We start from the raw sequence: 20,848 nt of genomic DNA, 5'->3' as shown, positions 1-20,848 counted from the left end.
CCCGCAACCGCCCGTGATCCCCGCTTGAACCTCCGCAGCCAGTGCTACGGTTCCGGGACACCACGCGAAGTGCCGCCTGCTTCCGACAATTTTTTTGGCCTGAATTCGGGTTCACACCTGGATTCCGGCTGCTTCGTTTTCGCGACAATCGCAAGTAATGCCGGGCTGGCCGCCTGACATTGCTCTTTTGTTGCTTCGCGGAACTCCCCTTCCGCATCCCGTGCCACCGCCCATCGCCCCCTAACCGCCTCATCACTGCCTTATGTCCCAGCGCACCAACTTTGGCAAAATCCACGAAGTCGCCGAGCCCCCAAATCTCATCGAGATCCAGCTCCGCTCATACGAGGAATTTCTCCAGAAAAACATCCTGCCCTCGAAGCGCAAAGACCTCGGCCTCCAGGCCGTGTTCCGGGAGGTCTTCCCGATCACCAGCTATGATGAGAAGATGACGCTCGATTTCGTCATGTACGAAATCGGCGAGCCCAAGCTCAGCTCCCTCGAAGCCATCCATGAGGCCGAGACCTTCAGCGCCCCGCTATACGTGACCTATGAGCTCAAGGACGAGCAGGGTGCGAAGCAGGAACGCGTGTACATGGGTGAAATCCCCCTCATGACGGTGCGCGGCACCTTCGTCATCAACGGTGCAGAGCGCGTGGTCGTCTCCCAGCTCCATCGTTCCCCGGGTATCTGCTTTGAAACCAGCCAGCATCTCAATGGCCGCTGGCTCCACGGCTTCCGCATCATCCCTGACCGCGGCACCTGGCTGGAAGTGCAGTTCGACACGAACGACCTCCTCTACGTCTATCTCGACCGCCGCCGCCGTCGTCGCAAGTTCCTGGCCACCACGCTCCTGCGCGTGATCGGCTTCCCGGGCGATGAGGACATCCTCAAGCTCTTCTACGAAATCCAGGACCTCAAGCTCAAGGACAGCCTTTCCGAAGAAGAAGTCGCCACCAAGATCCTCTTCAAGGACATCCTGGACGGCGAGCTCATCGTCGCACGTGCCTACGAGCCGCTGACCTCCGGCGTCATCCGCCAGCTCATCCAGCTTGGCCACAAATCCGTCAAGGTCGTCACCGCCTCCCCGGACGATCTCCTCATCACCTCCCTGCGCAAGGACACCGCCAAGGATGAAGATGAAGCGCTCAAGGAAATCTACCGCCGTCTGCGTCCGGGCGATCCTCCGACCACGCCGAATGCACGCGCCCTCGTGAAGCGCCTGTTCTTCGATCCGAAGCGTTATGACCTCACCCGCGTCGGCCGTTACAAGATCAATCAGAAGCTCTCGCTGAAGATCGACACCGAGACCCGCATCCTCACCGCTGAGGACGTGATCTCCGCTCTGCGCTACCTCTTCCACTTGCGTGAAGGTCAGGGCATTCTGGATGATATTGACCATCTCGGCAGCCGCCGTGTGCGTGCCGTGGGTGAACTCCTCGCCAACCAGTGCCGCGTGGGCCTTTCCCGCACCGAGCGTCTGGTGAAAGAGCGCATGACCCTGTTCGACGTGAACATGGACACCATGACTCCTGCCAAGCTCGTCAATCCGAAGGCGCTCTCCGCCGTCGTGCGTGACTTCTTCGGCCGCAGCCAGCTCAGCCAGTTCATGGACCAGATCAATCCTCTGGCCGAACTGACCCACAAGCGCCGTCTCTCCGCACTCGGGCCTGGCGGTCTGAATCGTGACCGCGCCGGCTTCGAAGTTCGTGACGTTCATCCGTCCCACTATGGCCGTATCTGCCCGATTGAGACTCCTGAAGGTCCGAACATCGGTCTGATCAACTCCCTCGGCAGCTATGCCCGCATCAACGAATTCGGCTTCATCGAAACGCCGTATCGTCCGGTGAAGGACAGCGTCGTGGCCGAGAAGATCGAGTATCTCACCGCCGACCAGGAAGAGAAGCACTACATCGCCCAGTCGAACAATCCGATCGACGAAAAAGGCAACTTCAAAGGCAGCAAGATCACCGTCCGCTATCGCGGCGAGTTCATCGAAGTCGAGCCTTCGCTCGTCACCCTCATGGACGTGTCGCCAAAGCAGCTCGTCTCCGTGGCTGCCGCGCTCATCCCGTTCCTTGAGCACGATGACGCCAACCGCGCTCTGATGGGTTCGAACATGCAGCGCCAGGGCGTGCCTCTCCTTGAAGGTGAGTCCCCGCTCGTCGGCACCGGCATGGAAGGCAAGGCCGCCCGTGACTCACGCTCCGTGATCGTCGCTGACGCCAACGGCACCGTCGCCGCTGCGACTGCTGACGTGATCATCGTCACCAAGGACGGCAACCTGCCCGTCAAGGACGACAAGTTCCTCGAAAACCCGATCAAGTCCTGCGTGACCGACGAAGACAAGGGCACCCACGTGTACCCTCTCCGCAAGTTCGGCCGCTCCAACGCCGGCACCTGCATCAACCAGAAGCCTCTGGTGAAGCGCGGTCAGAAGATCAAGAAGGGCGATGTCATCGCCGACGGTCCTTGCACCGACCAGGGTGAGCTTGCCATCGGCAAGAACATGCTCGTCGCGTTCATGCCTTGGAACGGTTACAACTTCGAAGATGCCATCACCATCAGCCGCCGCGTGGTCAAGGAGGACATCTACACCTCCATTCACATCGAAGACTTTGAAGTCATCGCTCGTGACACCAAGCTCGGGCCGGAAGAAATCACGCGTGACATCCCGAACGTCGGTGATGAAGCGCTGAAGAACCTCGACGCCCAGGGCGTTGTGCGCATCGGTGCTGAAGTGAAGCCTGGCGACATCCTCGTCGGCAAGATCACTCCGAAGTCCGAAACCGAACTCGCCCCTGAAGAGCGCCTCCTGCGCGCCATCTTCGGTGAGAAGGCCGCTGACGTGAAGGACACCTCCCTGCGCGTGCCCTCCGGCTGCACCGGCATCATCATGGATGTGCGCATCGCCCAGCGCGGCATGGGTGCTGACTCTGAGAAGGAGAAGCTCTCCCCGTCCGAGTACAAGAAGCACATCAAGCAGATCGAAGAAGACTATCGTGCGAAGAAGGAAGACCTCACCGAGCAGCTCACCGAGCGTCTCTCTGACATCCTTCTCAACGAGAAGATCCCTCTCGACATCGTGAACGGTCAGACCGGCGAGCCCCTCGTCGGCGCGAACAAGAAGATCACCAAGACGATGCTTCGTCACGTGGCCGAAAGCTACGACACCATCGAAATCGACCCGAGCCCGATCCGTAACAAGATCTTCGACATCATCCAGACCTTCGAACAGAAGTTCTCTGACGCCGACATGGAACGTGAGCGCAACCTCGACAAGATCGAGTCCAGCGAAGACACCGCCGACAGCGGCGTGGTCAAGCAGGTGCGCGTCTTCCTCGCCAGCAAGCGCAAGCTTTCGGTGGGTGACAAGATGGCCGGCCGCCACGGAAACAAGGGTATCGTTGCCAACATCGTTCCTGAAGAAGACATGCCGTTCCTCGAAAACGGAACGCCTGTTGACATCGTGCTGAACCCCCTCGGCGTGCCATCACGCATGAACGTGGGTCAGGTGCTTGAAACCCACCTTGGCCTCGCCGCCAAGGCCCTGGGCATGAAGATCGCCACACCGGTGTTCGATGGTATCCCTGAAACCAAGATCATGGAATACATCAAGGAAGCCAAGAAGGTTCCTGGGTATGAATGGATGGGCCTCAACGGCAAGTCGAAACTCTTCGACGGCCGCACAGGTGACGCCTTCAGCCTCGATGTCGTCGTCGGCTACATCTACATGCTGAAGCTGAACCACCTTGTCGCCGATAAGATCCACGCACGTGCGGTCGGACCTTACTCGCTCGTCACGCAGCAGCCTCTGGGTGGTAAGGCCCAATACGGCGGCCAGCGCTTCGGGGAAATGGAAGTGTGGGCCCTTGAAGCCTACGGTGCCGCATTCACGCTGCAGGAACTCCTCACCGTCAAGTCTGACGATGTTCAGGGCCGCACGCGCATCTATGAGCAGATCGTCAAAGGCGACCACGCTCTTGAAGCCGGCACGCCTGAGTCCTTCAACGTGCTCATCAAGGAAATGCAGTCCCTCGGTCTTGACGTCAAGGTGCACAAGCGCGCCAACGCCAATGCAGATGTGGAAGCCCTTGAAAACTTTGCCTCCTCGGCGGGTGCCTAACCCTCCTTCCCCCAGAAACCCAGCGCAAAAACCTGCCACCCATCTCCACACATCATGAATGCTGACGCGAGCTTGAAAGAAATCTTCGGGGAACCCCAACACGGCGAGGAGTTCGACTATGTGTCGATCTGCATCGCCTCTGCGGACCGCACCCGCTCCTGGTCCTCCGGTGAAGTTAAGAATCCAGAAACCATCAACTACCGTACGTTCAAGCCAGAAAAGGGCGGCCTTTTCTGCGAGCGTATCTTCGGACCCACCCGTGACTGGGAGTGCGCCTGCGGCAAGTACAAGCGCATCAAGCACAAGGGTGTCGTTTGCGATCGCTGCGGCGTCGAAGTGACCCTCTCCCGCGTTCGTCGCGAGCGCATGGGCCACATCGAACTCGCCGTGCCGGTGACGCACATCTGGTTCTACAAGTGCATGCCTTCCCGCATCGGCCTCATGCTCGACATGACCGCCCGTTCGCTGGAGCGCGTGATCTACTATGAAGACTACATGGTCATCGATCCAGGCAGCACCCCGCTTCAGCGCGGCCAGCTCCTGACCGAAGTGGACCTTCGTGAAGCCGAAGAGCAGTACGGTGCAGACGCCTTCCGCGTCGGCATGGGTGCTCAGGCCATCCGTGACATCTTCGCCCAGCTCAACCTGGCCGAAGTGACCAAGGAACTCGAAGAGGCGATGACCAAGACGCGCTCCAAGCAGATCCGCAAGAAGCTCGCCAAGCGTCTCAAGCTCTGCCAGGGCTTCGCCGAAAGCCACAGCCGTCCTGAGTGGATGATCCTGGAAGTGCTGCCGGTCATCCCGCCAGACCTTCGCCCCCTCGTCCCCCTCGAAGGCGGCCGCTTTGCGACCTCCGACTTGAACGACCTCTATCGTCGCGTCATCAACCGCAACAACCGTCTCAAGAACCTCCTTCAGCTTCGCACACCGGATGTCATCATCCGCAACGAAAAGCGCATGCTGCAGGAAGCTGTGGACGCCTTGTTCGACAACGGCCGCCATGGCCGCCCGGTGACCGGCGCAGGCAACCGCCCGCTGAAGTCCATGTCCGACATGCTCAAGGGCAAGTCCGGCCGCTTCCGTCAGAACCTTCTCGGCAAGCGCGTCGATTACTCCGGCCGTTCCGTCATCGTGATCGGACCAGACCTTCTGCTGCACCAATGCGGTCTGCCGAAGAAGATGGCCCTCGTGCTGTTCGAACCCTTCATCATCCGCCGTCTCAAGGAGATGGGCTTGGTGCACACCGTGCGCTCCGCGAAGAAGATGATCGAACGCCGCACGCCTGAAGTGTGGGACATCCTGGACGAAGTGACCAAGGGGCACCCCGTTCTCCTCAACCGCGCTCCGACCCTCCATCGTCTTTCGATCCAGGCTTTCGAGCCGAAGCTCATCGAAGGTGAGGCCATTCGCGTGCATCCCCTCGTTTGTACGGCCTACAACGCCGACTTCGACGGTGACCAGATGGCCGTTCACGTTCCGCTTTCCATCGAAGCTCAGATGGAAGCCCGCCTGCTCATGCTTGCGCCGAACAACCTGTTCAGCCCTGCCAGCGGCAAGCCGGTGATGAACCCCTCCCAGGACATTCCTCTGGGCTGCTACTTCCTCACCTACCTGCGTGAGTTCCCGAACCAGGACGCCAAGGCCAAGAAGGGTGATGTCGAAGGTCGCGTGCCGATCTTCAATGACGCCCCTGAAGTCGAATTCGCCATTTCCGAAGGCGGCTTGACGGTGAACGACAAGATTCGTTTCCGCAATCCTGACTGGAACCTGCCGAAGCGCCCGTTTGGTGATCCTACCAAGGCTGTCATCGAGACAACCGCAGGCCGTGTTCTCTTCAACGAAACCTGGCCTGAAGGCCTCGGCTTCATCAACACCACCGTCGGCAAGAAGCAGATTTCCGACATCATCTGGCGTTGCTTCCAGACCGTGGGCCAGAAGGAAACCGTCCACGCGCTGGATCGTCTCAAGCAGCTCGGCTTCCGTGAAGCGACCCGTTCCGGTTGCTCCATCGGTATCACCGACATGGTCATCCCGACCGCCAAGGCCGCTGGTCTTGAAAACGCCTACAAGCAGATCGAGGAAATCGAGAAGCAGTATCGCCGTGGTATTATCACCAACGGTGAGCGCTATCAGAAGATCATCGACATCTGGACGCAGGTGGGTGAAATCGTCGCCGACGAACTCTTCCGCACCCTGGAATACAACGAGGGCAAGAAGCACCACAACCCGCTCTACGTCATGGTGAACTCGGGCGCCCGAGGCAACCGTACGCAGATCAAGCAGCTTGCCGGCATGCGCGGTCTGATGGCCAAGCCTTCCGGTGAAATTATCGAACGTCCGATCACCTCGAACTTCCGTGAAGGTCTGAGCGTGCTCGAATACTTCATCTCCACTCACGGTGCTCGTAAAGGCCTTGCCGATACCGCCCTGAAGACGGCTGACTCCGGGTACATGACCCGCAAGCTCGTCGATGTGTCCCAGGACGTCATCGTCACTGAGGAAGATTGCGGCACCGTCAACGGCATCACGCTCTCCTCCATCTATCAGGGTGACGAAGAAATCGTTGATCTCAAGACCCGCGTCTATGGCCGTGTCTCCTGCGAAACGATCCATGATCCCGTGGACAAGAGCATCGTCATCAAGGCTGGTCAGCTCGCTTCCGAAAAAGAAGCCGCTCACCTCGCGAAGATCGGCGTCGAGAAGCTCAAGATCCGCTCCGTGCTCACTTGCGAAAGCAAGCGCGGCTGCTGCTCGAAGTGCTACGGCCTCCACCTCGCCACGCACCGCATGGCGAAGATCGGCGAAGCCGTCGGTATCGTCGCCGCACAGTCCATCGGCGAACCCGGAACGCAGCTCACCATGCGTACCTTCCACGTGGGTGGTGCTGCCACTGCCTCCTTCAAGCAGCCCTTCATCAACGTCAAAAACGCTGGTACCGTCAAGTACACCGACATGCGTGCGGTTACCACGATCGAAGGCACCTGGATCGCCCTTACCAAGAACGGCATCCTCTCCATCCACGACGACGACGGTCGCGAACTCGAAAGCCACAAGCTGGTCACGGGTGCCGTTATCTCCGTCGAAGACGGTGGCAAGGTCAAGAAGGGCCAGCAGGTCGTCACCTGGGATCCATATAACGTGCCGATTATCACCGAGAAGGCTGGTAAGCTGGAGTTCCGCGACATGATCAGCGGCATCACGATCACCAAGGAAAAGAACGAGTCCACCGGCAACGAAGAAACCGTCGTCATCGAGCACAAGGAAGACCTCCATCCGCAGGTCGTCGTGGTGAATCCGAAGACGCACGAAGTTCTCGCCAGCTACACCATTCCAGCGGGCGCCCACTTGAGCGTGAAGAACAACGAGAAGGTCGAAGCTGGTACCACCATCGCCAAGACGCCTCGTAAGGCCTCCAAGACGAAGGACATCACCGGTGGTCTTCCACGTGTGGCCGAACTCTTCGAAGCCCGTAAGCCGAAGGATGCCTGCGAAATCGCCCGTATCGACGGTGTGGTTGAAATCGGCGGTCTGGTCCGTGGCAAGCGCCGCGTGATCGTCACCGACAACAAGACCGGCCAGCAGGAAGAACATCTCATCCCCCGCAGCAAGCACATCTTGCTGTTCAACGGCGACCACGTCAGCAAAGGCGACCAGATCACCGACGGTCCAGTCGTTCCGCATGACCTCCTCGAAATTCTTGGCCCACAGGCTCTCCGCGAGCACTTGGTCAACGAAGTGCAGGAAGTGTACCGCGCCCAGGGTGTGGAAATCAATGACAAGCACGTTGAGATCATCATCCGTCAGATGCTGCGCAAGGTGAAGGTCACCGACACCGGCGACACCGAGTTCCTCTGGGGCGACCAGATCGACCGCGGCGAGTTCGAGAAGGAAAACAACCGTGTTTCCGAAGAAGGCGGCAAGCCTGCAGAGGCAGAGCCCGTCCTCCTCGGCATCACCAAGGCTTCCATCGAAACCGAATCCTTCATCTCGGCTGCTTCCTTCCAGGACACCACCCGTGTGCTCACCGAAGCCGCCACCCTTGCGAAGTCCGACTTCCTGCGCGGCTTCAAGGAAAACGTCATCATGGGTCACCTCATCCCGGCCGGCACTGGCTTCATCAGCAACCGCAACTTCGAACTCCACGAAACCGAGCGCCCTGCGCTGCCTGCCATCGTGGACGAAGACGCTGCGTAAGCCCGCCCGTCCGTTCAAACCTCACCCGCCTCCCTCGGTGCAAGCCGTCGGAGGCGGTTTTGCGTACCGGGGGCGCGGCTTCCGGATCGCTGGACCTCGGCGCCCACGTCCACCCTGAAGCTCTACGAAGGAGTGTCCGAGCACACCCGGCCCCCGGATTTCATGACCCAGTTCACCACCTGGATGGGAGCCATTCTGAAGCCCGTGGAGAAGCGCTGATTCACCTTGGCGCAGACCGTTGCAACATTCCCCGATGAGTGGCTCAGGGGACCGCTGGAGCAGGTGCAGACGAATTGAGGATGGTATCGTCATATCCGCTTTTGCGGCATGAGGTTTCTCCACCCCCAATCAGCAACGTCGATGAACACAATCCTAATCCAAGGCACCTGGAACATCCTCAAGGGCAAGCTCAAACAAGCTTGCGCATTGCTCACGGGTGATGATCAGAAGTATGAAAGAGGCAAGACGGTGGAATTCCTCGGACGCATCCAAAAAAAGACCGGCGAGAAACGCGCTGCCATCCAAAGAACGATGCGCGAGTGCGAAGAATTGCGGCAGCGCATCGGCGGGTGCTAGAGTCTTTGTGGCAGAGGAACGCTTGGTCCGCCTTGGAAGTGGGGCCCCTCACTTCGGCACGATGCCCAGATAATTCCTCACCGTGCTCCAGCCGGGATGGGTGTGTTCGCGACCGTCGTTGGTGCGGAAGTAGAGGGCGGAGGAATGGCCTCCATCGAGATTGAGCGCACGGTTGACCGTGAATGCAGGCATGACGCCGGGGGTGGTGAGCAGCTCGGCAAGTTCACTCAGGGTGATGTCTTGCGCGAGGCCCAGGCACCACTGATTGCCGCCATCGTTGGCGATGAAGGTGCGGGTGCTGCGCTTCTTGGCATCGAGTCCCGCCACGGCCTGACCGCCATCGACCAGGCGCGGTCCGGCCTGCAGGAGTTCACTGGCGCCTTCGGGATTCACATCCGCATTCCACAGCAGCTGGGGATGGGAAGTGACAACGACTGCGCCGGTGAGCAGCGCGCCCGTCTGCCAGGTGCCGGTGCGCTTGCCGCTGGCGATCATGAGGCCCATGGGCTTGAATTCAGGCGTGAAGAAACCGCCGTTCACGCCGGCCACGGCTGCGGCACCGCGCATGCAGTCGGTGAGACGGTTGCCGCCGGACCAGTCTTCCGGCTGGTCGATGACCTTGAGATCAAACTGGCGGTCGTCGAAGACCACGACTCGCATCTGGAAGGTGTGGCGCTCGCGGCCGATTTTGTATTCGATTACCGAGGCACCACCAACGAGCGGCTGGCCCTTGAAATCGGAGATGGCAGTCCAGCTTGCTGTCGGAGCTGACTTGGCAGGAGGAGTTTGTGCGGCCACTTCCTCCACTGCAGGGTAGGGCGGGACGAGGGATGGCTGCCCTGACTCTGCTTGAACGGGCGCGGGAGGTGGCGGCGTGCTGCAGCCTGCCAGAGCTAGAATGAGGATGAAGATCAGCGGGCGCATAAGCTCAGGCCAGTGAGGCGAGTTGTTCCTTCATCGCCGCGAGGGCACGCGCACGGTGGCTGAGCTGGTTTTTCGTTTCGGCAGGCAGGACACCGAACGTGTCCGTGAAACCATCGGGAATGAAAAGCGCATCGTAGCCGAAGCCGCCCGCACCCACTTCCTCCGTGAGCAGACGACCTTCCACGCTGCCGCTCGTGACGTGCAGGACTTCGCCATCACGTGCGAGAACCATGCAGCATTGGAAGCGTCCGGTGAAGCGGATGTCTTGCGGCAGCTTGGCGAGTTCGGTTTTCAATTTCGCGCGGTTGTTTGCGGCATTGGCGGTCTCTCCCGCATAGCGTGCACTGCGCACACCGGGCGCGCCGTCCAGCGCATCCACTTCCAGACCGGAGTCATCCGCCAGCACCAGCAGGCCGGGCACACCGCGGCTGCCGCTCACGGCTTTGATGATGGCGTTGGCCTCGAAGGTGTCGCCGGTCTCTTCATCCAGCGTGACACCGGGATGAGCGCGAAGATCTTCGACCTGCCAATCCTCTCCGAGAATGGCGGCGACTTCTTCAGTCTTGTGGGCATTGGAGGTGGCGAAGACGAGCTGAGGCATGGCCTATGGATGGCGGTGGCGGTGGACGTTTTCAACCGGCTCCATTTATGATTTATGATTTGGGAGCCCGATTTCGACAGGCGGCTTGGCCGTCCGTGAAATCGTAAATCGTAAATCATAAATTCCCGCTAATGCATCAGCGGCTCCAGCAGCCGCTCCTCCGTGATCAGGCCGATGGGCTGCTGGCGTTCATCCACCACGATGGCGAGGCGGCGGCCGGATTTGCGCATGCGCTGCAGCGTGTGCAGGGCGGGCAGGCTGGCGGGCACGGCATCCAGCGTACGCATGTGGTGGCGCACGAGACGGTCCGGGGGGATGACAGCGGGGAGGTCGGTGGTGTCGAGCAGACCGATGAAGCTGCCATTGTCTCCCAGCACCGGAAGCAGCGTGCAGTTTTGCTCACGGGCCACAATCAAAGCCGTGCTGAGCGGGATCTCTGCGGCAAGGGCCATGCTGCGTGCCAGCGGCTGCATGATGTCGCCGGTGTTCAGCTTTTTGTAGTCGAGCACGCGCTCGATGAGATGCATGGCGTTGGCAGAAAGCTGATGCTGGGCGGCGAGCTCCTGCGCCAGCGACTTCAGATCGTCGCGCCCGCGTGTCTGCCGTGCCTCGCTGGGGACTTCACTGGTGGTGGTGCTTTTTTTGCCGGTCACCACGCGAAACAGAGGACGCGCTAGGCCGACGAGATGAACGAGCGGCGAGACACTGCGCATGGAGCGGAAGGGATAGCTGCGAAAGAGCTTCTTGGGCATCACTTCCAGGCCGATGAGAAAAACGGGCAGCGCGAGCGTGAAAGCCAGCACGTAGCCCCACAGAGTCGCATGGTGGATGATGGGAAATGCGACGAGCAGGAAGGCCGCGAGATTGGTGAGGTGATTGGCCACGGTGATGCAGCCGATCAAGGCATCACGGTCTTCCAGCAGCGGCAGCAGGCCGCGTGCGCGGCGGTCGCCGGCACTGGCTGCATGGCGCACACGCACACGGCTGACGGCCATCACCGCGCTCTCCAGTCCGGAGAGCATGAAGGAAAGAGCGAGGCAGAGGAGCAGCAGGAGCCAGGTCATGTGAGAGGGATGAAATTAGCCGGCGCTGGATTCGTCAGAAGGTTTGAGTTTGAGGCGAAGCTCCACCTCCTGAATGCGGGCACGCACGATGCGGCGCACCTTGATGTCCGCGTCGTCAAGGTTGATGCGTTCACCGGGCTTGGGCACATGACCGAGCTGATTGAAAACAAGGCCGCCGATGGTGTCGATGCCGCCGACATCCAGATCGACATTGAGATCGACATTGAGTTCTTCTTTGATGTGATCCAGCCGCGTGCCGCCATCCAGCAGGAAACGACCGCCGCCCAGATCGCGAATCTCCGAGGTTTCACCATGCCAGGGCGCGGCTTCGTAAAGCAGCCAGTCGGCGATCTCACGGCGGGTGATCATGCCTTCCAGGCCGCCGTATTCATCGGCGATGAGCACCGGTTGTTCGTCACGCTGCAGATGGTGCTCCAGGGCTTCGAGCACCGGCATGGTCTCAGGCACAAAGGCTGGCGTGCGCAGGAGCGTGCGCCAGTCCGGACGGTTCGCGAGTTTCCAGGCATTGGTGTCGAGCACGCCTTCGACTGAGTCGGGCGTCTCGCCATACACAATGACAAAACGCCCGGCGGATTTTTCCAGGATGGAGGTCGTCTTTTGCGGTGAGTCCTCGCTGCTCATGAGCGCGAGATCCACGCGCGGGATCATGCAGTCCCGCACGGTGAGGGATTCGATGTCGAGTGCCTCATGGATCATGGCGCTGTCATCGCTGTCCAGCAGTCCCTGTTCCTGGCGCATTTCCACCAGGGTTTCGAATTCATCACGCGTCACCGGCATGCGCATCTTGATGTGCCGGGTGACGAATTTTTGCAGCAGCGCGTCCGTGGTGCGATCAACAAGCAGGGCGAGAGGGTCGATCACGTTTCTCAGCGGGTGCAGCAAACGCAGGCTGCCGAGCAGAACCACCGAGGGATTGCGAGCGGCAAAAAATTTGGGAGCCATATCTCCTAGCAGGACCGTTGCCAAGAATATGACGGATGCTGTGAGCCACACATTCCACCCCGATGCCAGCAGCGGCCCGGTGACAATCCACAGCCCAAGTGCGGCGAGGGAGAGATTCAGCGCCGCAGAAAGCAGCAGAGTGTGGTGCAGCTGTGCAAAGGGATTGGCGGTGATGGCGCGCAGTCTTTGCGCCACGGCGCCTTCACCAGCAGCAAGCAGCTGAGCTTCGACATCGCGCGCACTGTGGATGGCCGTTTCCGCAGCAGAAATAACCGCGAGCAGCAGGAGCAGCGCGAAGTAGATAAGGAAGGCAACAAACAGGGGCATTGAGAGACCTCTTAGTGTGGGTGGTGGCAGCACCGAGGGTCAAGGTGAATTACGCAGTGTTCCAAATGTTCGTTCTTGCCAAAATTGTGACGTACTGATAGCAACGTTTCAACCATGCGCTCCATCCTCCTTACCTTCCTCCTGTGTGCCGCCGCCAGCCTGCAGGCCGCAGACAAACTGAAAGTCCTCATTGTGGACGGTCAGAACAATCACAAGTGGGACATCACCACGCCCGTGCTGCGCAATGCGCTGGAGAGCAGCGGCGCCTTCACTGTGGAGGTCACCACCACGCCGCCCAAAGGATCGCCCAAGGAAGCCTGGCATGCATGGAAACCGATGTTCACCGATTACGCTGCGGTGGTGAGCAACTACAATGGCGAGCCCTGGCCGCAGAATGTGCGTGATGCCTTCACGAAGTATGTGGCTGACGGTGGCGGCTTTGTTTCGATTCATGCGGCAAACAATTCCTTTCCCGAGTGGAAGGAATACAATGAGATGATCGGTGTCGGTGGCTGGGGCGGTCGTAATGAAAAGTCCGGCCCCTGGCTGTATGTGAAGGACGGCAAACTCTTCCGCGACACCGTGGCGGGGAACGGCGGCGCCCACGGCGCGCAGCATGAGTTCATCGTCGAAATTCAGAACCCTGATCATCCCATCACAAAAGGACTTCCCAAGCGCTGGCTGCACGCCAAGGACGAGCTTTACAGCAAGCTGCGCGGCCCTGCCGAAAATGTGGAGGTGCTGACCACGGCGGTGTCTGATCTCACCGCCGTGAACGAGCCGAACAACCTGGTGCTCAGTTATCAAAAAGGACGCGTGTTTCACACCACGCTGGGCCATGCGGACTACTCGATGCTGGACCGCGGCTTTTACACCATCCTTCAACGCGGCACCGAATGGGCGGCCACCGGCAAGGTGGAGCGTACAGCAGCCGTGCCTGCGGATTTCCCCACTGAAACCGCGGTGAGCGTGGTGAAGCTGGAAGGATATCCCAAGCAGGAAGCGCCTAAGCCGAAGGCAAAGTAGTCCGGTTGCGCCGCAACCGGAGTGTCCCAGACCAGTTGCGGCGCAACTGGTCTACTGGGCTGCCAAAATATCCCGCGCGATCTGCGCCTTGAGCTCATCCAGGCTGCTGAATTTCATCTCGCTGCGCAGGTGGCGGGTGAAGCGCACCTCCATGTCCTGGCCATAGATGTCGCCGCTCCAATTGAGCAGGTGGACTTCGAGGGAAGGATCAGCGTCTGCCGCGACGGTGGGCCGGCGGCCGAGATTGGCCACGCCCGGGAACCATTGCTCACCCACACGCGCCTCCACCGCATAAACGCCGAGCGGCGGGAGCTGCTCGTTTTCCACATCGACATTCGCCGTGGGGAAGCCTAGCTGGCGGCCAAGCTTCTGGCCTTCGACCACGGTGCCAAAGACGGAGTACTCGCGCCCGAGAAGCGTGGCGGCTTTGTGGAAATTCCCCTTCGAAACGGCCTCACGGATCAGGGTGCTGCTGACCACCTCAGAGTCGATTTTCAAAGGCGGCACGCCATACACAGCAAAGTCATGCTCCTGCCCCATTTCCATGAGGAGGTGGATGTTGCCTTCGCGCCCATGGCCAAAGCTCCAGGTGTAGCCGACGGAGATGCAGCCCAGCGGGCGTGAGGCGCGCACCAGCTGCTGGAGGAAATCGCGTGCGGGTGTTTTGGCCGTCTCGGCGGTGAAGGGGCAGGCCAGCAGGCAGGAGATGCCCGTTTGGGCCAGAATGAGGCGCTGGTGGCGCGGACCGCAGAGCAGTTTGGGGGCGGAGCCCGGTCGTAGCACTTGCATGGGGTGCGGATCGAAAGTCACAACGACTGCGGTGCCGTGGTGCTGCGTGGCGTGTTCCTGAGCCGCGCGAATGACCTCTTGGTGCCCGAGGTGGATTCCATCAAACACGCCCACGGCAAGAGCGAGAGGGCCGGTAAGTGTGGAAAGGGCGTCGATGGAGCGAAGAACCTGCATGCGTTGGAGCGGTGAGCCATACCAGTAGCCATGCAGAGCGCAAGGTGAAGGGCGTCAGACGCTGCCTTCAGCCTCCGGCTTACTTCATGTTGCTCAAGGTGCTCCAGAAGGTCTTCAGCACGCTCTTCTTGCCGAGGCTGATGCTGCTCTGGACGTCGGTGTGGGCGGTGCCGATGACCTTGTTCATCACTTCACCGTAAGCAGGCATCGAGTTCCAGCCGAGGGAGATTTCTTTGTTGGAGGCGGTGGAGGTGGTGGTGTTCGTTTTCATATGATTCGTAGATTTGAGATTTTTGAGGTGATTTAGGCGATGCGTTTCAGATTTGAATGAAGCTTTGTTTACGTGTGTGATAATCGAGTCACAAAAATGAGAATTAAAAGCCAGCAGGATGGCGAGGGCTGAAGCCAGCATAGTTGCGGCCCTGGGTGCGCCAGCGGGGACCTTCGCCCGTCATCTGGCCGGCGGTGTCCATGCGAAGACCACAGATGGTGATGAAAACATGCTCACCAGGCTTCACCCAGATGGTGATGAAGCGGCCCACGCCTGCTTCGCCATAGTTGGCGAACTCCTTGCTGGACAGGCAGCGATTCAGCAATCCTGCCTTCATAAGGACGTAAGAAGTGCTGCTGCTGCAGTCATAAGCGCTGTCCTCGATGTTGCGATGGCCGCCGCCCAGCACGTAGGGCTTGTTCTGGAGGGTGTTGGCAGCGTAGACAGCGAACTGAAGGGCCTGAGGAGCGGTCTGGCCGACGGAAGCGAAGCGGCCGTCAAAGCGGATCTGAGAATTGCCAATGGCGGGGCGGGGAGCGGCGGCGCGCTGAGCTGCAGCCTGCTGGGCGGCGGCCTGAGCGGCGGCTTGGTCAGCGTAGTAGCGGGCCCAACCAGCGGCGTTGGCCTGCTGCTGAGCGTTCCAAGCGGCCCAAGCCTGCGCATTGGCCTGCTGCTGAGCGTAAGCAGCCTGTGCCTGAGGGGCGGCATAGTAACCGGCGGCAGAGTAACCGTTCTGGGCGTTCGCGGCGGAAGCAACGGCGAGGAGGCTGACGGTGAGTGCGAGGCGGATGAGTGTTTTCATGGCTGCGTGTGTGGCTCTTGTTTCTGCTAGTATTTATAACAGAAATTATAGAAGGTGCAACAACCATATCAGAAATTATTCAAATATTTGTAAAATTGATAAACATATCTGTATAGATACTATACAAAAGACTCATTTTCAGTGAGTTAAAACGGGAGGGGGTGGATCGCATAATCGCGAATTCGCCCTTACAGGCTCACGCTAATCCCAAAAATGAAGAAAAAATGGGCTTCTTTGTTATAATTGGCCGTAAAATACGATCATTATAGAGAAGGCAAAAAATCACTCTTTTCTAATTCTTGCGCATGGAGCGTCTTCTTTGAGAATGGGCCTCCATGAAATCACGCCTGCAGCCTCTTCGGATACCGGTTCTGGCCTTCTTCCTTCTGGCTGCGTGCGGCCGTGGTGCTGAACCGCTGACCACGACTTATTTCTATGACGAGGAAAGCATGCGCTACCTCACCCTGCGGCAGATTACTGCCACGGGCGTGGAGGTGACCATGCGCTGGGCTTCGGAGCCGGGATCGACGGGCATGTGGACGGGGCAGGGGACCCGCAAAGACAATCTTCTTACCTTTGCCGCCTTGGTGGATGAGGGGCAGGATCGCGGTTCGTATTTCATCGCCAAGGGAGGGGAGTCGAAAATGGAGATCCTGTTCAAGCCGGGACAGAAGATGCCACAGGACCCAGGCATTCTGGGCATCTATCGCCGCGTGAGTGATGAGAAGCGGCTGCAACTGGCCCGCAAAGAATCCCAGGCGGCGGATGAACGCCTGAGCGCGGCATTGAAAGAGGCCTCGCACACTTGGTCAGGTGCAGACAAGACGGTGCCGGCTGATTGGAAGGCACGCTGGCCGGCGCTGCTGGGCCGCTGGATGAAAATTGCCTATCAGCCCCCGGAGCCGGCGAAGGCGAAACCCGCACCGCTTTCTGCTGCGGGCAAAGACAAAGACGCGCCCACACCGGAGAAGGATGTCAATTACTGGCTCAAGCTTGCCCAAGTCACAGCGGCGGCCTACGGCTTCATGCAGCAGCCAGCTGTGCTGAAGAGCTCCTCCTGGGATGGGGAGTATGACGATGGCTTTGGCGGGCACGTGAGCATCCGCCGCGCGAAGGACGGCAAGCTGCGTGTGAACCTGAACTGCACGCGGGTGAACGAAAACCAGGGCGCCGATCTGGCCGGCCAGATACCGCCTGAGTCGGTGACCTCCAAGAATGACGAGACCACTGCCACTGCTGTCTTCACCGAGACAGATGTGCCGGAAGCCGCCAAGGAGGTCAGCATCACGCTCAAGCGCAAAGGCAGCTTCCTCTGGGTGGAAACCAAACGCAAAGCGACCCCTCCCGGCAGTTTGTCATGGTTCGACGGCATCTACCGCTGGTCGCCGGTGCCGAAGGAGTGAGGGGCTGTCCGGGCGTAAGTTGGGTGTGTTTGGCGAACTAGACACTCATCAACACGCGAATGCCTCTTCGCCAAACCGCCCGACTACGAGGGCTTTCGCAGGCCCGTGTGTTTGCCGTACGCTCGCAGACGGGCGGGCTGTCGCCACACCCATCCTACGACCACGTCAAAGCCCTTGGGCTGCAAGGAAGCGCACAGATGATGCTCGCCTCAGTGCTCGATCGAAGATAGGGGAGCACATCCTCAGGCCGGCAGCCTGTGTCATCCTTCGCTACGCCTTCTTCGCAGGCTGCCCTGGCGTTTCAAAAAACGACGCGAGCGCCAGCAGGATGGCGGCGCACACGACGCAGGAATCCGCCACATTGAAGGAAGGCCAGGGATGGAAGGGCCAGAAGCCGAAGTCGAAGCGCAGGAAGTCCACGACGTAGCCGTCGAAGAATGTGCCGTCGAAAAGCTTGCCGCCGTCGTGATTGCGGAAAAGGCGGTCGGTGAGATTGCCGAAGATGCCGGAGACCAGCAGCGCCACGGCGGTGCGGCTCAGCTTGCCGGGAAACAGGCCTTTGCCATGCATCACGTAGATGAAGACGAGCGCGGCCAGCGACACGGCGGCGAAGGCGTAGTTCGCATACTGCGTGCCGTTGAACATGCCAAAGGCCACACCGGTGTTGGATGCATGGTGCAGCCAGAAGACGCCGGGAATCACCTCCTGCTCGTTTTCATACAGCCTGAAATGCTGCACGATCCAGTTCTTGGAGAACTGGTCGAGGATGTAGAGCGGCAGCGAAAGGAGCAGGAAGAGGCGGATCATGGAAGAAAATGACAAATGACGAATTCAGAATGACCAATGGTAGAAAGAGGAGCAGAGCGGATTGGCCTCATTCGGCATTCTGCATTCGTCATTGGCGCAGCAATCACGCGGGTTGAAGAACGACCTTGAGCAGGCCTTCCTTGTTATCGTAAAGGCGTTTGAACCAGCCGGCGCCTTCGGCCAGCGGGGCCACGGCGCTGAGCAGCGGCTCCACCTGGATGCTGCCGTCCTGAATGCGGCGGATGGCTTCGGGATACTCACCGGCACAGGAGCAGGAGCCCTTGATGGTGAGCTGGCGGGTGACGACTTCCTGAAGAGGGAAGGGGGTGTTGGGCTGCAGGTTGCCGATCAGCACCACCTGGCCGCCTTTGCGCACGCTGCGGATCGCGAGATCGAGAGGAGCACCTGCGCCCACGACTTCAAAGCTGGCGTCAGCGCCGTCGCCGCCGCAGATCTGGCGGATGTGCATGGCAAGGCCTTCCTGCTTGGCGTTGAAGGTTTCTTCGGCACCCAGCTTGCGGGCGAGTTCCAGACGGCTGTCATCAAGATCCACAGCGATCACCTTTTCCCAGCCGCGTGCTTTCAGCGCCTGAATGACCAGCAGACCGATCAAGCCAGCACCCACCACGACGGCGACTCCGCCATTCGCTTCGTCCGTGTCGTCTTCGACCTCGGCTCCATGGTTGTGCTCGCAGTCATGACCGCAGCCTTCGCCGTGGACGTGCTGGAAGGCCTCACCCACTTCGATGCCATCGGCCAGATTCACCGCGTGCAGCGCGATGGACACGGGCTCAGCAAAGGCGGCCTTCTCATAGGAAAGGTCATCCGGGATGCGGTAGAGGATGCGGGTTGGCAGGGCGATCTTCTCAGCGAAGCAGCCATGGCGGCGGTATTCGCCGGGGGAGACGCCCAGCACCTTGCGGTTCGGGCAGAGATTGACGTAGCCCAGCTTGCACTCCTCGCACTCGCCGCAGTATTCGGTGGAGTCAAAGGTCACGCGGTCGCCGAGGTTCCAGTCGGTCACGCCTTCGCCCACGGCGACGATTTCACCCGCGGCTTCATGGCCCATGACGATGGGCATCTGGCGGCGGCCGCTGCGGCCGTCCATGCCGTGGATGTCGCTGCCGCAGATGCCGCAGGCGGCAATCTTGACCAGCACTTCGCCGGCGGCTGCGGTGGGTTCAGGAAATTCGAGGTCGTAGTTGAACTCGGAGGGGGCGGTGAGGACGAGCGCTTTCATGGGGAGCGCGGACCATGCCCTGAGAGTGGCCGGAGGCAAGGACGTTCGCAGCTCAGTCGTCACCACCCTGCTTGCCGCGACCTTCCTTGATGCCGGCGCGGTGCCGCTTGCCTGCCACGTAGCGGCGCTTCAGGCCTCGGGGGCGGGCGCGGGTCTGGCGGCGGACTTTTTCGCGGTCGTTCTGGATTTCCATCTGCGCGGTCTTGAAGGCTGCCTCCAGGCGGTCGCATAGCTCCTGGCGGGCGATCAGGCGGTTCTGCGACTGGGAGCGCTCGCGCTGGCAGCGCACCTCCAGGCCGCTGGGGATGTGGCGCAGCACCACGGTGGAGCTGGTCTTGTTGATCTTCTGGCCACCCGCGCCGCCGCCGCGAATGAACGACTCCTCCAGATCCTCCTCACGAATGCGGAGTTTCTGCATGCGGGTGCGCAGCGCGGGGTCATCAGGCAGATCGGCCATGCCTCAACATCGAGGCAGCGAGCCTGCACTGCAACTGAGGATGCAGAAGTTGAGATGGCCGCAAAGAGGCGCAAGAAGGAGCAAAAAATAGGGAGATGGTGATGGTCGGCTGCCCGCGAGCAAATCGGTTTGGAAAATCGCGTAAAGCGGCGCAGGCCGCAGCGTGCTTCACCTTTTTGCCTTTTTTGCGTCTCTTTGCGGCCATCCCTCCGGCATTCCCACTTTCCGAAACCTTTGCATCCTGCCCGCATCCCGCTATGGCTGGACGATGGAAGAATACCACCGCCTGCTGCGCAAAGTGCTCGAACACGGAAGCTACCGTGAGGACCGCACCGGCACGGGGGCGTACTCAGTGTTTGGCGAGCAGAGCCGCTACGATCTCAGCACCACATTCCCGCTCGTCACCACCAAGAAACTGCACCTGCGCTCCATCATTCATGAGCTGCTGTGGTTCCTGAAAGGCGACACCAACGTGAAGTACCTGCGCGACAACAAGGTCACCATCTGGGACGAATGGGCGGACGAAAACGGCGACCTCGGCCCCGTCTATGGCGCGCAGTGGCGCCGCTGGCAGGGGGCCCCGGAAGCGGAGACGCACGACCAGATCGCCAGCCTCATCCACGGCATCAAAACGAATCCGTACAGCCGCCGCCACATCGTCAGCGCCTGGAACGTGCCGCACATCGAAAAGATGGCCCTGCCGCCCTGCCACTGCCTGTTTCAGTTCTTTGTGGATCGCGGCCGGTTGAGTTGCCAGCTCTACCAGCGCAGCGCGGATCTCTTTCTGGGAGTGCCCTTCAACATCGCCAGCTACGCCCTGCTCACCCAGATGGTCGCCCAGGTCTGCGACCTCCAGCCGGGTGAATTCGTCCACACCTTCGGCGATCTCCACCTCTACAAGAACCACCTCGAGCAGGCCCGCCTCCAGCTCACGCGCGAATGCCGCGCGCTGCCGGTGATGAAGCTGAATCCTGACGTGAAGGAGATCGACGCCTTTAAGTACGAAGACTTCACGCTGGAAGGGTATGATCCGCATCCGGCGATCAAGGCGGAGATCGCGGTGTGAGGTGTTTGTGGAGCGCGGAATTCATTCCGTAGCGCTCCGAA

At 60.2% G+C, this 20,848-nt stretch carries 16 protein-coding genes; 6 read left to right on the top strand and 10 right to left on the bottom strand.

All coding sequences use genetic code 11. The features are described from left to right. Positions 1-262 precede the first annotated feature (262 nt). The 3 genes from rpoB to AC3RLQ_RS12890 all read left to right on the top strand — a co-directional run bounded on the left by rpoB (position 263) and on the right by AC3RLQ_RS12890 (position 8,893). The gene (rpoB, locus tag AC3RLQ_RS12900) at positions 263-4,123 is read left to right on the top strand and encodes a DNA-directed RNA polymerase subunit beta (RefSeq protein ID WP_422320807.1); all 3,861 of its coding nucleotides are present in this window, start codon (positions 263-265) and stop codon (positions 4,121-4,123) included. Between the two features lie 54 nt (positions 4,124-4,177). Further along, the gene (gene rpoC / locus AC3RLQ_RS12895) at positions 4,178-8,317 is read left to right on the top strand and encodes a DNA-directed RNA polymerase subunit beta' (RefSeq protein WP_493037669.1); all 4,140 of its coding nucleotides are present in this window, start codon (positions 4,178-4,180) and stop codon (positions 8,315-8,317) included. A gap of 360 nt (positions 8,318-8,677) precedes the next feature. After that, positions 8,678-8,893: a CsbD family protein gene (locus AC3RLQ_RS12890; protein ID WP_493037667.1), complete on the top strand. Its 216-nt coding sequence runs from the start codon at positions 8,678-8,680 to the stop codon at positions 8,891-8,893. Positions 8,894-8,941: 48 nt separating this feature from the next. Here the strand turns inward: AC3RLQ_RS12890 and AC3RLQ_RS12885 are convergent, their stop codons facing one another. The 4 genes from AC3RLQ_RS12885 to AC3RLQ_RS12870 all read right to left on the bottom strand — a co-directional run bounded on the left by AC3RLQ_RS12885 (position 8,942) and on the right by AC3RLQ_RS12870 (position 12,772). After that, complete coding sequence (locus AC3RLQ_RS12885; RefSeq protein ID WP_493037665.1) at positions 8,942-9,817, bottom strand: phosphodiester glycosidase family protein; 876 nt, start codon at positions 9,815-9,817, stop codon at positions 8,942-8,944. Positions 9,818-9,821: 4 nt separating this feature from the next. Further along, positions 9,822-10,418, bottom strand: coding sequence for a non-canonical purine NTP pyrophosphatase (locus AC3RLQ_RS12880; protein ID WP_493037663.1), 597 nt, complete (start codon positions 10,416-10,418; stop codon positions 9,822-9,824). Positions 10,419-10,546: 128 nt separating this feature from the next. Then, the gene (locus AC3RLQ_RS12875; protein WP_493037661.1) at positions 10,547-11,482 is read right to left on the bottom strand and encodes a CNNM domain-containing protein; all 936 of its coding nucleotides are present in this window, start codon (positions 11,480-11,482) and stop codon (positions 10,547-10,549) included. A 15-nt stretch (positions 11,483-11,497) separates the two neighbouring features. Continuing rightward, entirely contained in the window at positions 11,498-12,772 is a 1,275-nt protein-coding gene (locus AC3RLQ_RS12870; RefSeq protein ID WP_493037659.1) for a CNNM domain-containing protein, read from the bottom strand. A 114-nt stretch (positions 12,773-12,886) separates the two neighbouring features. Between AC3RLQ_RS12870 and AC3RLQ_RS12865 the strand changes: the two genes are divergently transcribed. Then, positions 12,887-13,798 (top strand): ThuA domain-containing protein, encoded by a 912-nt coding sequence (locus tag AC3RLQ_RS12865; protein WP_493037657.1) that lies wholly within the window; start codon positions 12,887-12,889, stop codon positions 13,796-13,798. A gap of 51 nt (positions 13,799-13,849) precedes the next feature. Here the strand turns inward: AC3RLQ_RS12865 and AC3RLQ_RS12860 are convergent, their stop codons facing one another. The 3 genes from AC3RLQ_RS12860 to AC3RLQ_RS12850 all read right to left on the bottom strand — a co-directional run bounded on the left by AC3RLQ_RS12860 (position 13,850) and on the right by AC3RLQ_RS12850 (position 15,834). Further along, a complete protein-coding gene (locus AC3RLQ_RS12860; RefSeq protein WP_493037655.1) occupies positions 13,850-14,761 on the bottom strand; it encodes a bifunctional riboflavin kinase/FAD synthetase in 912 nt (303 codons plus the stop codon). A 79-nt stretch (positions 14,762-14,840) separates the two neighbouring features. Further along, positions 14,841-15,032 carry a hypothetical protein gene (locus tag AC3RLQ_RS12855; RefSeq protein ID WP_487680864.1) on the bottom strand — a complete coding sequence of 64 codons (192 nt, stop codon included), beginning with the start codon at positions 15,030-15,032 and terminating at the stop codon, positions 14,841-14,843. Between the two features lie 103 nt (positions 15,033-15,135). Next, positions 15,136-15,834, bottom strand: a complete 699-nt coding sequence (locus AC3RLQ_RS12850; protein WP_493037653.1) for a hypothetical protein — start codon at positions 15,832-15,834, stop codon at positions 15,136-15,138. A 335-nt stretch (positions 15,835-16,169) separates the two neighbouring features. Between AC3RLQ_RS12850 and AC3RLQ_RS12845 the strand changes: the two genes are divergently transcribed. Then, positions 16,170-17,237 (top strand): hypothetical protein, encoded by a 1,068-nt coding sequence (locus AC3RLQ_RS12845; RefSeq protein ID WP_493037651.1) that lies wholly within the window; start codon positions 16,170-16,172, stop codon positions 17,235-17,237. Between the two features lie 270 nt (positions 17,238-17,507). Here the strand turns inward: AC3RLQ_RS12845 and lspA are convergent, their stop codons facing one another. The 3 genes from lspA to AC3RLQ_RS12830 all read right to left on the bottom strand — a co-directional run bounded on the left by lspA (position 17,508) and on the right by AC3RLQ_RS12830 (position 19,741). After that, on the bottom strand, positions 17,508-18,044 hold the full coding sequence (gene lspA / locus AC3RLQ_RS12840; protein WP_493037649.1) for a signal peptidase II: 537 nt from the start codon (positions 18,042-18,044) through the stop codon (positions 17,508-17,510). Between the two features lie 103 nt (positions 18,045-18,147). Beyond that, positions 18,148-19,284 (bottom strand): galactitol-1-phosphate 5-dehydrogenase, encoded by a 1,137-nt coding sequence (locus AC3RLQ_RS12835; RefSeq protein ID WP_493037647.1) that lies wholly within the window; start codon positions 19,282-19,284, stop codon positions 18,148-18,150. Positions 19,285-19,336: 52 nt separating this feature from the next. Further along, complete coding sequence (locus AC3RLQ_RS12830; protein WP_461523697.1) at positions 19,337-19,741, bottom strand: peptide chain release factor family protein; 405 nt, start codon at positions 19,739-19,741, stop codon at positions 19,337-19,339. Between the two features lie 268 nt (positions 19,742-20,009). On the opposite strand from AC3RLQ_RS12830, the gene AC3RLQ_RS12825 reads away from it, so the two are divergent. Next, the gene (locus tag AC3RLQ_RS12825) at positions 20,010-20,807 is read left to right on the top strand and encodes a thymidylate synthase (protein WP_493038723.1); all 798 of its coding nucleotides are present in this window, start codon (positions 20,010-20,012) and stop codon (positions 20,805-20,807) included. Positions 20,808-20,848: the final 41 nt, after the last annotated feature.

Source organism: Prosthecobacter sp. GW821-HT29F12, assembly GCF_058803405.1.
This window is presented reverse-complemented; position numbering and strand designations above follow the sequence as displayed.